The sequence below is a fragment of the Rhizobium sp. 21-4511-3d genome, from assembly GCF_053522545.1.
Map to the genome: position 1 here is coordinate 148169 of NZ_JBNWCF010000003.1, position 13950 is coordinate 162118.

General features: G+C 62.9%; 13 protein-coding genes. 7 read left to right on the forward strand and 6 right to left on the reverse strand.

Annotated elements, in window-relative coordinates:
• Positions 1-39 precede the first annotated feature (39 nt).
• The 3 genes from ACQZ5H_RS09100 to ACQZ5H_RS09110 all read right to left on the reverse strand — a co-directional run bounded on the left by ACQZ5H_RS09100 (position 40) and on the right by ACQZ5H_RS09110 (position 4516).
• Positions 40-1554, reverse strand: a complete 1515-nt coding sequence (locus tag ACQZ5H_RS09100; RefSeq protein WP_449097425.1) for an aldehyde dehydrogenase — start codon at positions 1552-1554, stop codon at positions 40-42.
• 1 nt (position 1555) lies between these two features.
• Positions 1556-2548 (reverse strand): flavin reductase, encoded by a 993-nt coding sequence (locus tag ACQZ5H_RS09105; RefSeq protein ID WP_199625682.1) that lies wholly within the window; start codon positions 2546-2548, stop codon positions 1556-1558.
• Between the two features lie 165 nt (positions 2549-2713).
• Positions 2714-4516: a helix-turn-helix domain-containing protein gene (locus tag ACQZ5H_RS09110; protein ID WP_112714761.1), complete on the reverse strand. Its 1803-nt coding sequence runs from the start codon at positions 4514-4516 to the stop codon at positions 2714-2716.
• Positions 4517-4682: 166 nt separating this feature from the next.
• On the opposite strand from ACQZ5H_RS09110, the gene ACQZ5H_RS09115 reads away from it, so the two are divergent.
• On the forward strand, positions 4683-5276 hold the full coding sequence (locus ACQZ5H_RS09115) for an amino acid synthesis family protein (protein ID WP_449097426.1): 594 nt from the start codon (positions 4683-4685) through the stop codon (positions 5274-5276).
• 26 nt (positions 5277-5302) lie between these two features.
• On the opposite strand, the gene ACQZ5H_RS09120 is transcribed toward ACQZ5H_RS09115, so the two are convergent.
• On the reverse strand, positions 5303-7009 hold the full coding sequence (locus tag ACQZ5H_RS09120; protein WP_199625679.1) for a methyl-accepting chemotaxis protein: 1707 nt from the start codon (positions 7007-7009) through the stop codon (positions 5303-5305).
• Between the two features lie 193 nt (positions 7010-7202).
• Complete coding sequence (locus tag ACQZ5H_RS09125; protein WP_203430299.1) at positions 7203-7646, reverse strand: SRPBCC family protein; 444 nt, start codon at positions 7644-7646, stop codon at positions 7203-7205.
• A 261-nt stretch (positions 7647-7907) separates the two neighbouring features.
• Between ACQZ5H_RS09125 and ACQZ5H_RS09130 the strand changes: the two genes are divergently transcribed.
• The 4 genes from ACQZ5H_RS09130 (at position 7908) to ACQZ5H_RS09145 (ending at position 11050) form a co-directional block, all read left to right on the forward strand.
• Positions 7908-8945, forward strand: coding sequence for an aldo/keto reductase (locus ACQZ5H_RS09130; RefSeq protein ID WP_449097427.1), 1038 nt, complete (start codon positions 7908-7910; stop codon positions 8943-8945).
• Positions 8945-9967, forward strand: coding sequence for a hypothetical protein (locus ACQZ5H_RS09135; protein ID WP_449097428.1), 1023 nt, complete (start codon positions 8945-8947; stop codon positions 9965-9967). The genes ACQZ5H_RS09130 and ACQZ5H_RS09135 overlap by 1 nt, the downstream gene beginning before the upstream one ends.
• Before the next feature lie 153 nt (positions 9968-10120).
• Positions 10121-10582 (forward strand): helix-turn-helix domain-containing protein, encoded by a 462-nt coding sequence (locus ACQZ5H_RS09140; protein WP_112714749.1) that lies wholly within the window; start codon positions 10121-10123, stop codon positions 10580-10582.
• Positions 10583-10807: 225 nt separating this feature from the next.
• Entirely contained in the window at positions 10808-11050 is a 243-nt protein-coding gene (locus ACQZ5H_RS09145; protein WP_112714747.1) for a hypothetical protein, read from the forward strand.
• A gap of 98 nt (positions 11051-11148) precedes the next feature.
• On the opposite strand, the gene ACQZ5H_RS09150 is transcribed toward ACQZ5H_RS09145, so the two are convergent.
• Positions 11149-11679: a helix-turn-helix domain-containing protein gene (locus tag ACQZ5H_RS09150; RefSeq protein WP_413712068.1), complete on the reverse strand. Its 531-nt coding sequence runs from the start codon at positions 11677-11679 to the stop codon at positions 11149-11151.
• A 160-nt stretch (positions 11680-11839) separates the two neighbouring features.
• Between ACQZ5H_RS09150 and ACQZ5H_RS09155 the strand changes: the two genes are divergently transcribed.
• Complete coding sequence (locus ACQZ5H_RS09155; protein WP_449097429.1) at positions 11840-12784, forward strand: ornithine cyclodeaminase family protein; 945 nt, start codon at positions 11840-11842, stop codon at positions 12782-12784.
• Between the two features lie 22 nt (positions 12785-12806).
• Positions 12807-13940, forward strand: coding sequence for an aminotransferase (locus ACQZ5H_RS09160; RefSeq protein ID WP_112714741.1), 1134 nt, complete (start codon positions 12807-12809; stop codon positions 13938-13940).
• The last annotated feature ends 10 nt before the right edge of the window (positions 13941-13950 follow it).

Genomic DNA, 13950 nt, shown 5'->3' on the forward strand with positions numbered 1-13950 from the left:
CTGCTAGCCTCCCTTTCGGGTTCAGTTTTGTGCGTGCCGTCACTTCAGACGGATGACGAAGGGGTCCTGCATGGCGCCGGAATAATCGATGATGACGTTCTTCAGCCGTGAGAACTCATGCATCACCTCGAAGCCGCCGCGGCGGCCATAGCCGCTCTCCTTGAAGCCGCCATTGGCGGACATGAAGGAGGCCGAGCGATAGGTATTGACCCAGACGGTGCCGGCCTCGATCTGGTTGGCGAAGCGCAAGGCCCGATCGATGTCCTTGGTCCAGATGCCGGAGGCGAGGCCGTAATGGCTGTCATTGGCAAGCGCGATCATCTCCGCCTCGTCGCGGAACGGCATGACGCCGACCACCGGGCCGAAGATCTCGTCACGCATGAAGCCCATGTCGTTTTGCGCATCGACCATGACGGTCGGCTCGTAGTACCAGCCGCCGCTCGAGAGACCTACCTTCTGCGGACGGCGGCCACCCGCCGCAACCTTGGCGCCTTCCTTGACGCCCGAGGCAACGTAACCCTCGACCTTGGAAAGCTGGTCGGCGAGCGCCAGAGGGCCGATATCGGTATCATCGACCGTCGGCAGGCCGACGCGGATGCGGGCGGTGCGGGCGATCAGCGCATCGATGAACTTGTCGTAGATGCTGGCCTCGACGAAGCAGCGCGAACCGGCAACGCAGGTCTGCCCGGCAGCGGCAAAGACGCCGGAGACGACGCCATTGACGGCATGCTCGATCTCGACGTCGCCGAAGACCACATGCGGCGACTTTCCGCCGAGCTCCATTGAGCAGGGCACGAGGTTCTGCGCGGCATTGCCGGCGATACGGCGGCCGGTCGCGGTGCTGCCGGTGAAGACGTACTTGGCGACGCCCGGATGGCGGGTCAGGGCTTCGCCGGCGCTCTTGCCGGTGCCCGTGACGACATTGACGACACCGGCGGGGAAGCCGGCTTCATGAATGAGTTCGGCCAGCGCCAGCGTCGAGGCAGTCGCATGTTCCGAAGGCTTGATGACGACGGTGTTGCCGATCGCCAGGCATGGCGCCAGCGTGCCGGTCAGCAGCATCAGCGGCGAATTCCAGGGCGTGATCATGCCGACGACGCCGAGCGGTTCGCGCAGGTTGATGTTCAGCGTATCGGCCCGGTTGATCGGGATCGTGTCGCCCTGCAGCTTGTCGGCCATCCCGGCGAAATAGTGATAGCTATCAGGCATCGAGCGCATCTGCGCCCGGGTTTCCTTCAGCAGCTTGCCGTTGTCGCGCGTCTCGATCTCGGCAAGCGTATCGGCATTGGCGCGGACGAGTTCCGCGAGCTTGCGGACCAGCGCACCGCGGTCCGTCTGCGTCATGCGCCGCCAGGCCGGATTGCGGAAGGCGGCATTCGCGGCCGCGACCGCAGATGCGACGTCGTCGGCATCGGCTTCGGCCAGATCGTACCAGCGCTCGCCGGTGGTCGGGTCGTAGCTGGCGATGTAGTTGCCGTTCTTCGGCGCCACGAATTCGCCGTTGATGAACAGGCCCTGTCGCGACCCTTCGATGGAGCTTACCGTCGTCTTCATGTCACTGTCCTTGGTCTTGGGAGGCTTGGATCCAGGCACGGGCTTCGCCGTCGATCATCGCGACGCGGCCGCCGTCGTCCGAATCCATGTAGATGCCGAACCGGCCGGCCTGCCGCTCGCGGACGTAGCGGCGCAGCATGGAGCGCAGTTCGTGGGTGGCGATCGCTTCGTAGGGCAGATCGTCGATGGCGAAGAAGCGGAGGTCGGCTGGCAGGTTGACGCCCGCCCCCTCGCCCGCCAGCCGGGCACGATAGACGAGATAGCCGGGATCGCTGTCGGCTACATCGAAGACGGAATAGAGAAAGGTCTCTTCCGGAACGAGGCTCAGCGCATCGCCGCCTTCGACCACCAGCTGGCTGTCGGCCTTGCGGCGGCGCGCCGAGGGAAGCACCCAGCCACCCTTGCCATCCGAGCGCAACAGCAGGCCATCGCCGGCTTCGATCAGATAGCCGATGATCATCCCATGCGAGGCGAGCCATCCCGATGGCAGCGGATCCTTGACGCTGGCGTAGCGGCCGCGGCAGAAGCCGAGCGGCGCCGTCGGGCTGGTGCCGAAAGCCCGGACTTCGCCGATCAGCACCGCATGATCACCGGCATCGACGGTATTGTAGGTCGTGCAGTCGAACCAGGTGAGGCTGTCGGTCAAGACAGGCGCGCCGGTATGGATATGATCGTGGGTGACGGACTGGAACTTGTCCGGCGACTTGGAGGCAAAGGTCGCGGATACGCCGACCTGTCCTTCATGGAGGATATTGACCGCGAAGCAACCGGCGCCGGTGAAAGCCTGATAGCTGGATGCCGACTTGGCGATGCAGACCAGCAGCAGCGGCGGATCGAGCGAGACGGAGGTGAAGGAATTCGCCGTCATGCCGCGCGGCGTTCCGTCCTCGTCACGGGTGGTGATAACGGTGACGCCGGTTACGAAGGTTCCGAAGGCTCGGCGCAGGGCGATCGGGTCGATCGGCGCATCCGCCTTTGCCGCTATCTCCACCATCTCTCAGCGCCTCCTCGTGCTTGATGAGGAGAGGCTATCGTTGCCGGTGCAGCCGTTCTTCCTTGGCTTCGACGGAGTGAGCGGAAAACTTCTGCTGCGATCCGTAGGAGACGAAAAGCGGCCAGCAGCAAGCGCTGTAAAACCACGGATACCGGTCGGCGGAGGTTACTTTTCGGCGCTGACCCGATTGTCGATGACACCGTGCAGGCGGATCGCCAGCTCGACGGCGAAGCGCTTCTCGGGCGTCTCTACATCGACGCCGAAAAGCTCCTGGATGCGAGACAACCGGTAGCGCAGCGTCGTCACATGCAGGCCCATCGTATCGGCGCAGGCCTGACTGCGGCAGCCTTCCTGCAGATACGTAGAGAGCGTCTCGAGATAGGGCGTGCCGTTCTCGCGGTCATGCTCGGCGATGGCGCCAACGCTCTCCTGCACGAAGCTGCGCACATCGCCCGCCTCGGATGCCGCCACCAGCATCGGCAGCGGCCCGAAATCCTGCGCCGAGACGGCACCGGTGAGCCCGAAGGACCGGCCGATGCGGATCATCCGGCTGCAGCGTTCCCAGGCCGCCGGATAATCGGACAGCGCCGCGCAGCGATTTCCCGCAACGACAACAGGCGGCTCGTCGAAATAGCGACCGAGTTCCTCAGCGATACGCCGCGTCAGCTTGACCGTCCGCTCCTGCCGCTTGCTCGCGTCGTGGGGCACGAGGCAGACGACGCCGCCATCAATGGCGATCAGGTTTGCCTGCAACGAGGCCTGCTGCATGATGCGGGCAAGCGTATGCTCGACATCGACGGAGGCACCGCCGAAGGCTTTCGTCTTGTCGGGGAAATCGATGACGATCATCTGCTGCGGCGTGGCGAAATTCAGCCCCAGGCGCTGGGCGCGCTGGGCGACATCGCCGGCATTGCGCCAGCGTGCCTCGACGATCTCGAAGAATAGTTCGGTCTGCGTTCTCGTCTCGAAGCGGAAGCGGATGAAGCTGCGCATCATCTGGACGCTGAGCGCGAACTTGGCGCTGTCGAGCATCAAGAGATCGAGATCGCTGAATTCGCGCGAGGTCGGAAAGATGATCAATGCGCCGACCAGCTGATTATCGACCGTCAGCGGCTCGATGCGCGCCGAGATCTTGAAGCGCTGCGCGCCATCATCGAGAAACAAGCTGGCGGCATCGGTCGCACCGCGATCGATCGCCTCGCGCGCCGCCTTCATCAAGGGACGGGCAAGCGTCGTCGCTGCCGCTTCCTGCCAGGAGGCCTCATCGTAGAGCGCATTCGGCGGGCGTCCTGCAATGACCTGATTGGCGGTGAAATCGACGACGACGGTCGGGTTCGGCAGCATCATGCCGACCATGGCCGAGAGCGGCGCGACGGCACCGTCGCTGAGCACATGTTCCAGCAGCGAGGTATGCGCCTGCAGCGCCCGCTCGAGCCGCTGTGCCGCACGCTTTTCGGCCTCCAGCCGGTGTTCGCGCTCGACGGCGATGGCACCCATGTGGATGATGGCGCCGAGAAAGGCGAGGTCGTCCTCGGAGACGTCGGTGATCTGGCGCGAGATGACGCTCAGCACCATCGGCCGGCCCTCGGCGTCCTTGCAGTTCATCGGCATGACGACGACGGTGCGGTAATCCCGCTCGAACGCTTCCTTGCGGTAGCCGGGAAATTCGACGGACTCGCGGGCGTCGCGGAGGTAAACCGGTTCGTTGCGCTGCAGGGCAATCAGCGACGGACTGGTCGCGAGCTCCCACTTCTCAGGCAACTGCCGCTCGATCAGCGTCGGATCGTAGCGGACGATGACACAGGCATAGCCATGCGCCGCATCGATGCCCATGATCGAGCCGAGCGACCAATGGGCATGGCGGCAGGCCGCCGCGATCAGATGCTGCAGCACGGTCTGCAGATCGCCGCCGCTGTTGATCTGGCTTGCGACGTCGCGGAGCGCCAATATCTGAGACTTCTGATCCAAACTGCCTCGCTCCCTCCAGCTGCCCGCATCATGCGCGCGCATTCGGCGGAAATCTACTCCGTTTCGATGGAAGCCGACGCAACGCTCTTCCGCTGATCGGAGGAAGACGTTCGCCGTTTAGCCGCTAGGCTTTTGGGAGTTTCAACATTTCGTATCGGCGCAAGGCATGACACTCGGCATCAGAAAGATTTCCACCTTCCTCGAAGAAACGCATGTCGAAGGCGGCAAGGCGGCAGCTCGGCCGGTGACCATGGTCGTCGTCGCGGCCGTCATCCAGAACCCCTGGGCCGGGCGCGGCTTCGTCGAGGATCTGCGGCCGGAGATCATCCGTATCGCCGGCGACCTCAGCCATGAGATGACGACGCGGCTGCTGCGCCAGATGGATGCCGGCAAGATAGAGGCCTGCGGCAAGGCGGCAGCGGTCGGCATCAACGGCGAGATCGAGCACGCGTCGGCGATGATCCACACGCTGCGCTTCGGCAATCCGTTCCGCGAAGCGATCGGCGGCACCAACTACCTGGAATTCGCCAATACCCGCAACGGCCCGGGCGCGCTTCTGTCGCTGCCGATGATGCACAAGAGCGAGAGCGGCAAGCGCTCGCATTTCCTGACCGCCAATTTCCTGATTGCCGATGCACCCGGCCCGGACGAAATCGTCGTGGCGATCGGCGCCGCCGATGGCGGCAGGCCGCATGCCCGCATCGCCGACCGTTTCCAGGATATTGCGGAGATGGAAGCCGAGATGGCCGCCAAGGGCTAATCAGCCCGCCCGGCGGGGCGGCGGCATCAAGCCGCCGTGCGCTTCCAGTTGGACTTGACCGACGAACCGTCGTCGCGCTGCACGGCGCGGCGGTTCAGCTTGAACAGGCTGACGAGCTGCGACAGCGCGTCGGCACCGAGCGCCAGCGTGCTCGAGATCGCCGTGGTGCGGGCGCTCATCGCCGCATTTTCCTGCGTCATCCGGTCGAGACGGCCAACCGCCTTGCTGATTTCGCCAAGACCCGTCGTCTGCTCGTCCGCGGCCTTGGCAATCTTGTCGACATTGCCGTCGATGCGCTTCACGAGGACGTCGATTTCCTTCAGCGCCTCGCCGGTCTCGCCGACGAGACGGACGCCTTCGAGAACCTCGGCGCCCGAATTGTTGATCAGCACCTTGATTTCCTTGGCGGCATTGGCCGAACGCTGGGCGAGCTCGCGCACTTCCTGCGCCACGACCGCAAAGCCCTTGCCAGCTTCACCGGCACGCGCGGCCTCGACGCCGGCATTCAGCGCCAGCAGATTGGTCTGGAAGGCGATCTCGTCGATGACGCCGATGATCTGGCTGATTTCGCGCGACGCCGCCTCGATGCGCTGCATGGCATCGACGGTCTGCTGAACGACTTCGGTGGAAGCGGCGGTCGAGACGCGGGCGCTCTGGACGAGCTGGCGCGTTTCCTTGGTATTTTCAGTGGACGAACGGACCGTCGCGGTGATCTCGCTCAGCGCCGCCGTCGTCTCATCGAGGGCGGCTGCCTGTTCGCGAGAGCGCTCGGCCAGATGCTCCGAGGCTTCGCGTACTTCCTGGCTGCTCTTGCTCAGGTCGCCGGTCTGGCCGAGAACGTTGACGAGTGTCTTCTGGAATTCGCCGATCGACTTGTTGAAGTCGCGGCGCAGGCGCTCGAATTCGCCGACGAAGGGCTCGTCGAGGGTGATGCGGATATTGCACTGCGAGAGACGCTCCAGCGCCGAACCGAGCTCTTCGACGGCATGCATGCGATCGGTCACGTCGATCGCGAATTTCACGACTTTGAAGACTTCGCCATTGTGATCGAGGATCGGGTTGTAGGAGGCCTGGATGAAGATGCGCTTGTTATCCTTCCCGAGCCGCATGAACTGGCCGTTCGAGAACTTGCCGGTGCGCAGGTCGGCCCAGAAGTCGCGATATTCCTGAGACTGGGCATAGCCCGGCTCGCAGAACATCGAGTGGTGCTTGCCGACGATCTCGTCGGCCGAATATCCGAGCACCGAAAGGAAATTCTCGTTGGCGCCGAGAATGCGCCCGTCGGGCGTGAACTCGATGACTGCCTGAACGCGCGACAGCGCGGCGAGCTTGCCGGCATCCTCGGCGCTCTTGCGCTTGATCGCGGTGATGTCGGTGGCGATCTTGACGACCTTGTAGGGCTTGCCGCGGCGGAAGACCGGATTGTAGGAGGCCTCGATCCAGATTTCCTGGCCGCTCTTGGCGCGGCGGCGATACTGGCACTGGTCGTATTCGCCGCGCGCCAGCTTCGCCCAGAAGGCCCGGTATTCTTCGGATTTCGCCTCGTCGGGCAGCACGAACATGCTGTGGTGGCGGCCGACGATCTCGGATCGCTGGTAGCCGACCGCTTTGCAGAAATTCTCGTTCGCCGTCAGGATATTGCCCTTCAGATCGAACTCGATGATGGCCTGCGAGCGGCTCAGCGCATCGATAACAGCCGACGCATCCAGGCCGAGAATGGAAAAGCGAGACATGCAGTAAGAACCCCCGGTGACCACAGGCTTCTCCGCCGCACGCAAAGAGCAGCCAAAGACCTTTTGGTGAACAGTAGGGGGACAGCGTTAATTAGCGATTAAGCATGTCTAAAGCTTGGATATTTTCAATTACGCGTTTGCTGCGCGGCAGGACGGCCCGCCTGTCGGCGCGCCGCCTTGCGATGAAGGAAGATCAGTTGGTGATCTCCGGCTCGACCAGTTTCGCGAGGTTGCGTAGCGATTCCTGCCAGCCGAGATAGCAGGCTTCCGGCGGAATGAGATCCGGAACGCCGGCCTGGGTGATGTCGACCTCGGTGCCGACGGACACCTTCTTCAGGATCACTGTGACTTCCATTTCGCCGGGCAGGTTCGGATCGTCGAACTTGTCGGTGTAGCGCACGCGCTCGCCCGGGATCAGCTCCTTGAATTCGCCGCCGAAGGAATGGCTGTCACCGTTGGTGAAATTGCGGAACGACATCTTGAACGTGCCGCCGACCTTCGGCTCCATGTGGTGGACAGTGCAGGCAAAGCCGTTCGGCGGCAGCCACTTCGCCAGTGCATCGGCCTCGATGAAGGCGCGGTAGATCTTCTGAGGGCTGGTGGCCAGCACGCGGTGCAGACGGATGGTACTCGGCATGGTTCGGTTTCCTCCTTTGATTGCGTGGACATCCCAAGGACGTGCGTCACTGCGGCAATCCGACAGCGCAGTTTCGATTTAGCAAAGAAATATGCCGCCCGGGCCGAAGGCAAGCCCACGCGCTGCGATCTCTGCCGTCAAAATCTATTCGTCCGGTTACATTGTTGTACGACAAATTCTGTGCCACTATGCCATTCGCAATGGCGCCGCGGCCCACTCCGCTGGCGCCGCCCGGATGAACAGGATGGTCAAGGAAGAGCAATGCCCGATCTGGAGAAGAGAAGCGTAACCAAAGGCGGCCTTGCGGTCACCACCATGGGCTTGGGAGGAACGGGCCTTGGCAATATGTACCGGGCGACCGATCCGAAGGTGGCGCACGAGACCGTGCATGCCGCCTTTGAAAACGGGCTGCGCTATTTCGATACTGCCCCGGTCTATGGCTTCGGCCTTGCCGAAACGCGGCTCGGGGAGGCGATCCGCACGCTGCCGCGCAGTGAGATCGTGATTTCCTCCAAGGTCGGCTACGATCTGGTGCCGATCCCCCAGAGCGAGGTCAGACCCGTGCTATGGGACGAGGCCCCACCCTTCCGCGCCGATTTCGACTATTCGCGCGATGCCGTGCTGCGCTCGATCGAGGGATCGCTGAAGCGGCTCGGCACCGATTATATCGACATGCTGGCAATCCACGATCCCGACGAGGCGATCCATTTTGCCAAGGGTGAGGATCCCTACGCCCGCAGCCGTTTCAAGGAAGCGATGGACGGCGCCTACCCCGCGCTCGACGAACTGCGGTCGCAAGGCGTGATCAAGGCGATCGGCGTCGGCATCAACCAGTGGCAGATGCTGTCGGATTTCGTCGAGGCGGGTCAGTTCGACTATTTCCTGCTCGCCGGACGCTACACGCTGCTCGAACAGGAGCCGCTCGCGACCCTTCTCCCCGCCTGCGAGCGCAAGGGCACCAAGCTGGTCATCGGCGGCCCCTATAATTCCGGGATTTTGGCGACCGGCGCGGTCAATGGCGCGACTTTCAATACCCGCAATGCACCGGCCGAAGTGCTCGATAAGGTGGCGAAGCTCGCGGCAGTCTGCGACCGCTACGATGTTCCGCTCGCCGCGGCAGCACTACAGTTCCCGCTGGCTCACAAGCTCGTCGTCAGCGTCATTCCCGGCGCCCGCTCGGTGGAGGAACTCGAGCAGAACCTCTCCTATCTCCATTGGCCGATCCCGGCAGCGCTCTGGTCGGATCTGCGGGCGCAGGGGCTGATTGATCCCGCCGCTCCGCTTCCGGCCGGTGGCTGATGCAGTTGCGGCCGGCCGCGGCGGTGATCGGCGAGTTCGAGACGCTTCTGTCGTCCCGGCGCGCCGATCTCGTTGCAGCGGCCGGTCTGCCGGAACTCGAACTCTTCGGGCAGCGGACGCGGCTGCTGCTGGTTCGCGAACCCGTATCCCCTATCCCCAACTGGCCGGCCCTGAAGGCGCGGGCCCGGCGCACCGCTGAAACACTCGGAAAGATCGGCGTGACGCCGGTTCTCGTGACCGGCGATCCCGCCTCCTCCCTGGCAATTGCGCTCGGTGATGCCGGATGGGGTGTGTTTCGTGACGGTGTCGATCTCCGCCCGCGCGGCGAGCTCATGCTGGACGCAAAGCCGATCCCCGCTTCAAAAACCAAACTCTCGCTGCTCTGCGCCCTCTGGCATCTTCGCCATCGACCTTTCACGGCAGCGGAACTCGGCCGATCCGCCGGCATCTCGGCAACATCAGCCCGCACCGCCATCGCTGAAGCAATACAGGCCGGGTGGGTCAGCCGGAATCGCGATGTCGGCGCTCATCTCTACCGCCTCGACCATCCCCAAGCGATCGTCGACAACCTGCCCCATGCCGCGTCGTCACGGCCGAACCGCTGGCAGCATTTCGCCCTGACGCCGGACCATCTGGCAGCGCTGCCGCAGCGGCTCGACGGCTTCTGCCGCAGTCATCGGATCGCCTATGCCGTGACCGGCCGATATGCCGCCACCTATTTCCTCGGCCGCCGGCAGGACGTGCCGGAGCTGCAGGTCAGGCTCGCCCCGACCGCCGAATTTGCCGATCTGCTCTCCCATCTGCGCGCCGTAACCGCGCCAGCGCCTGCGAATCTCGCAATCGTGATATCGGCCGATGCCGCGAGCTGGCTGCATGGAAGGCGGGTGCACGGCCTTGACCTTGCGAACCCGCTCGTCGTCATGACCGACCTCTTGGAAACGAAGAGCTTGGAAACAAACGCATTTCGGGCCTGGCTGGAAGCCGAGGCGCAGCGCCCGGAAAATGTCCAAAACCACCCGTAAGTACTATATACACAAGCGCGCAGCGGCGAATGGTCCATCCCCAGAAGTAGTGATTGAATTTTTCACTTAGCTCATACACTATCTATTGGCCCCCCAAGTGATCGGTCTCCCGCAAGGACGCCCATCGAACCTCGCGGTAAACGGAAAAAACAAATGAACGCCAAGGCCCCGAATGCAATCGACGTCTATGTCGGCTCCCGAGTAAGAATGCGCCGGCTCCTTCTCGGCCTCAGCCAGGAAAGGTTGGCCGATCAGATCGGCGTGACGTTCCAGCAGGTCCAGAAGTATGAGAAGGGCATGAACCGCATCGGCGCCAGCCGCCTGCAGAAGATCGCCGAAGTGCTTTCGGCGCCGCCGAGCTATTTCTTCCAGCAGGAAGACTCTCAGCCGCTGACGCTCGAAGGCCTGGAAATGCCCCAGAAGGCCGATCCGGTCTCGGAATTCCTGCGCTCCAAGGAAGGCCTCGCGCTCAACCGCGCCTTCCTGAAGATCAACGACCCGCAGATCCGCGAAAAGATCGTCTCGCTGGTCAAGGCCATGGCGCAGGCCGAAGGCCATCGCGACACCGCGGTCGGCGCTTCCGCTTCGGAAACCAGCCAGCCGCTGAACGGCTAAGCAGCCGTCAGTATCAACGTTTCGAAGGCGCGGCCGAAAGGTTCGCGCCTTTGTCATGTTCTGTAGCGGCGATGTCACGCCGATTGCGGAATTTGAAGTTGAATCTGCAAGTGTTTTCTGATGCCTGCAGGTGTGTCACGCTTGTGTCACGCGCGCCGCGCGAGAACTTCCCCTAACGTCACATTGCCGCCACGTCCCAAGGCGGCGATCTGACGAGGTTTGACAATGGAAGATGCGGTCATCGACGTCACCCATGCGAAGAGCGAAGAGCAGCTGAAGGAGCTGGCGTCGCTGGCAAGACTGATTGCTTTCGCACGCGAAAATGCCAAGGAGCTGAGTGCCGAATTCCCGGCGCATTGCCTCGACCTGGCGCTCAATTCCCTGCTTCAGGACCTGCAGAACAGCGCGGCGCCCGCTATCGCCGAAGAAGGTCAGCGTATCGAGGCAGCTTTCGCAGTGCGCCACTGAACGAGACATTCTCTCACTCCGGAAAGCCGGAGTGAGACGATCTCTCGGATTTCTTCGCTCTATCTGATTAAACGTTACAGCAGATGGTCCGGCTGCATTTAAGAGACGACATTCCTGATGAAGCGAACGGTCTCTCTGCCGTTGTTGAGATAGGAATAGATTTGCGCCGAGCTGTAGATCGCAAATGTCCCGGCCGGATAATCGGTCTCGGTGCCGCTGAGCGACAGCGTCAGCACGCCCTCGATGATGAAGATCATTTCGTGCCAGCCCTGCGGATCAGGCTCGGCATCATAGCGTTCGCCGGCTTCGAGCGACCAGTGCCACATCTGCGTCTCATGCGCGGCGGGTGCCGTGCCAAGCAGCACGCCGGAGCTTGCTGGGCCGCGCCCGCGCCAAGTCACTTCGTTGATATCGGATGAGGACGTGCGGTTCGGATCGCGAACGAGATCGACGAAGCCGACCCCCATGGCTGCCGCCAGCTTGTCGAGACTGGAGAGGCTGATATTGGCATCGCCCGCCTCGACAGCGACGATCATCCGCCTGCTGATGCCCGAAGCTTCCGCCAGCGCTACCTGGCTCAGACCCGAGGCCTGCCTTAGTCTGCGAAGATTCCCAGAAACATGCGACAAGACATCGCCCCCGCCTTGACTGTGCAATATATTGCTCATAGGCTTCCTCTAATCACATTGGGCAGTCAGATCAATCGCGATCTCGCCGTGCGTCCTATCCGGCCGCGCGAACGGATAGCTGCGTTCCATCGGCTGTTCCGCATGTAAAGGCGAGGAAAGCATGACGCAACCGATCGTTCTCCACGAAGCCGATATCACGGCGCTTCTTCCGAAAGTCGATGTCCGCTCGGTGCTGGAGCGCATGTTCCGGGCGCTGGCCGACGGCGATGCCGTACAGCCGCCACAGACGCTCAGCCTCTTCCCGCGCGATGCCGGCGACTTCATCACCTATCTCGGCGTTCTCGCTGGCGAAAAGGTCTTCGGCGCCAAGCTTTCTCCCTACATCCCCGGCGACGGCAAGGCGCTGGTCACGGCCTGGACGCTGCTGATGTCGATGGAAACCGGCGTGCCGATTCTCCTCTGCGACTCCAAGAAGCTGACGACCGAGCGCACCGCCGCGACCTCCGTTATCGCCGCCGATGCCTTGGCCGATGCCGGTGCCTCGGTACTGACCATCGTCGGCTCCGGCCCGGTCGCGCTGGCGCACCTGCGCTATGCCGAGGCGATCCGGCCGTGGAAAGAGATCCGCATCGCCTCGCCGAATATCGCCGGCCGCACCGGCATTCCCGAGAAGAGCGCTGGCGGCTGCACCATCACCAAGTTTACCGACGTCAACCAGGCAGTGCGCGGCGCCGATGTCGTTCTGCTCTGCACCTCATCGGGCAAGCCGGTCATCGATACGGCCGCGCTCTCGAAGGCCGCCGTCGTCACCTCGATCAGCACCAATGTGGCCAACGCCCATGAAGTCGATCCGGCAGCGCTTTCCGGCTTCGACGTCTATTGCGACTACCGCGCCACGACGCCTGCTTCGGCCGGTGAAATGAAGCTTGCCGCCGCTTCCGGCTCCTGGAGCCCGGATGCGCTTTGCGGCGACCTGCCGGAACTGCTCGCCGGACGGGCAAAGGCCCCGAGCCGCGAACGCCCGGCCTTCTTCCGCTCGATCGGCCTTGGCCTCGAGGATGTCGCCGCTGCCGTCGCCCTGCTCGCCGCGGCACGCGGCCAATAATCGTAATACCGAGGAGAATGACATGAAGATCCGCAATTTCGGCGTCGAAATCTGGATGAACAAGTACGAGACGACGTGCGAGCTCAATCTGGCCGAGACCTGCGTCGAATCCCTGACCGTCGCCGAACTGCTCGACATGGCGGGCAAGACCGATATCGCCGCCGAACTGCTGCCGCTCAAGCTGACCTATGGCGAGATCGAAGGCAGCGTTCGCCTGCGCAATCTGGTGGCCGGTCTCTATGAAAACCAGAAGCTCGAAAACACCGTCATCACGCATGGCGCGATCGGCGCCAATGCGCTCGTTCACCTGACGCTCGTCGAGCGTGGTGACCGCGTCATCTCCGTGCTGCCGACCTATCAGCAGCACTACTCGATCCCCGAAAGCATCGGTGCCGATATCCAGATCCTGAAGCTCACCGAAAAGACCGGCTTCCTGCCCGATCTCGAAGAGCTGAAGAAACTGGCGACGCCCGGCACCAAGCTTATCGCCATCAACAACCCGAACAATCCTACCGGTTCGCTAATGGACCGCGCCTATCTCGAAAAAATCGTCGAGATCGCCCGTGCATGCGGCGCCTGGATCCTCTGCGACGAAGTCTATCGCGGCACGGATCAGCAAGGCGAAGACGGGATGACTGCCTCGATCGCCGATCTCTACGAAAAGGGCATCAGCACCGGCAGCATGTCGAAGACCTATTCGCTGGCGGGCCTGCGCCTCGGCTGGATCGTCGCGCCGGAAGAGCTGATCCACGCGGTCTCCGTCCATCGCGACTACAATACGATCAGCGTCGGCCGTCTCGACGACCATTTCGCGGCGATCGCGCTGGAGAACAAGGACAAGATCCTAAAGCGCAGCCACGAGATCACCCGCTCGGCGCTGGCAATCCTCTCCGACTGGGTCGATGCCGAACCGCTGATTTCCTGGATCAAGCCGAAATCCGGCACGACCGCGCTTCTGAAATACGACCTGCCGATCACCTCCGAAGAATTCTGCCTGCGCCTGCTCGACCAGAAGGGCGTGATGCTGACGCCGGGCAGCGCCATGGACATGGAGGGCTACCTGCGCATCGGCTACACCAATGGCGAAGACGTGCTGAAGGAAGGCCTGAAGCGTATCTCGCAATTCCTGAAGGAAGCCGCCGCTTCGGCCGCCTGATCTCCACCCA

Bases quoted from the DNA above. Each gene is read 5' to 3' on its own strand.
- ACQZ5H_RS09160 (WP_112714741.1), top strand. From the start codon at position 12,807: ATGAAGATCCGCAATTTCGGCGTCGAAATCTGGATGAACAAGTACGAG.
- ACQZ5H_RS09120 (WP_199625679.1), bottom strand. From the start codon at position 7,009: ATGTCTCGCTTTTCCATTCTCGGCCTGGATGCGTCGGCTGTTATCGAT.
- ACQZ5H_RS09135 (WP_449097428.1), top strand. From the start codon at position 8,945: ATGCAGTTGCGGCCGGCCGCGGCGGTGATCGGCGAGTTCGAGACGCTT.
- ACQZ5H_RS09125 (WP_203430299.1), bottom strand. From the start codon at position 7,646: ATGCCGAGTACCATCCGTCTGCACCGCGTGCTGGCCACCAGCCCTCAG.
- ACQZ5H_RS09140 (WP_112714749.1), top strand. From the start codon at position 10,121: ATGAACGCCAAGGCCCCGAATGCAATCGACGTCTATGTCGGCTCCCGA.
- ACQZ5H_RS09100 (WP_449097425.1), bottom strand. From the start codon at position 1,554: ATGAAGACGACGGTAAGCTCCATCGAAGGGTCGCGACAGGGCCTGTTC.
- ACQZ5H_RS09130 (WP_449097427.1), top strand. From the start codon at position 7,908: ATGCCCGATCTGGAGAAGAGAAGCGTAACCAAAGGCGGCCTTGCGGTC.
- ACQZ5H_RS09145 (WP_112714747.1), top strand. From the start codon at position 10,808: ATGGAAGATGCGGTCATCGACGTCACCCATGCGAAGAGCGAAGAGCAG.
- ACQZ5H_RS09105 (WP_199625682.1), bottom strand. From the start codon at position 2,548: ATGGTGGAGATAGCGGCAAAGGCGGATGCGCCGATCGACCCGATCGCC.
- ACQZ5H_RS09155 (WP_449097429.1), top strand. From the start codon at position 11,840: ATGACGCAACCGATCGTTCTCCACGAAGCCGATATCACGGCGCTTCTT.
- ACQZ5H_RS09115 (WP_449097426.1), top strand. From the start codon at position 4,683: ATGACACTCGGCATCAGAAAGATTTCCACCTTCCTCGAAGAAACGCAT.